Below are 683 nucleotides of genomic sequence, written 5' to 3'. Positions count from 1 at the left end.
CTGCGTTTTGCTGGTTGCGATGGTAACACAAGCTTCGGGATCAACTTCCGTAATCTGCCGGTATACACGCTGAACCATGGATTCATATCCGTCAGGTGTTTTAAAGATTTTGATAAATTGTTTGGAACGGATGTCATTGGAAAGAGGCCACAAGCGTTTTCCCGAACCACCCGAAAGAAGGATAATATTCATATAACCAGTCACCTCCATTGTTTGGCAATCAACGCTCTGCACGCATAGGGTTGTGCAGGAAATCCTCGTAAGAAAGACGCAAGCCGTCTTCCAGCTCAGTTTTGTAGGTCCAGCCCAATGCAGTCGCTTTGCTGACGTCCAACAGTTTGCGCGGCGTGCCATTCGGCTTCGAAGTATCCCATTCGATTTTACCAGTGTAGCCGACAACTTTGGCCACCAGTTCCGTAAGCTGCTTGATGGTCAGTTCCTTACCGGTACCGGCATTTACCGTTTCATTACCGGAGTAGTTGTTCATCAGGAACACACAGAGATTAGCCAGATCATCCACATACAAGAATTCCCGCAGCGGGCTGCCGTCTCCCCAGCAGGTTACAACAGGAAGATTCTGTTCCTTGGCCTCATGAAAACGGCGAATCAAAGCCGGCACCACGTGGCTGTGGGTAGGATGGTAGTTGTCATTGGGGCCATACAAATTGGTGGGCATGACGCTG

The 683-nt window shown here is 49.5% G+C and carries 2 protein-coding genes; both read right to left on the bottom strand.

What is annotated here, in order from left to right; genetic code table 11:
• Positions 1-192, bottom strand: a 192-nt coding sequence (locus H6B10_RS14920) for a sugar phosphate nucleotidyltransferase (protein WP_243427417.1), incomplete at its 3' end; no start/stop codon positions are given.
• A 28-nt stretch (positions 193-220) separates the two neighbouring features.
• The coding region (locus tag H6B10_RS14915; RefSeq protein WP_204652300.1) for an NAD-dependent epimerase/dehydratase family protein at positions 221-683 on the bottom strand (463 nt) is incomplete at its 5' end.

Origin of the sequence: Gemmiger formicilis (assembly GCF_016901605.1) — a bacterium.
In the GTDB taxonomy this organism is placed as follows: Bacteria; Bacillota; Clostridia; order Oscillospirales; family Ruminococcaceae; genus Gemmiger; species Gemmiger formicilis_B.
The sequence above is the reverse complement of the archived record's forward strand: the minus strand, read 5'-3'. Positions and strand labels throughout refer to the sequence as shown.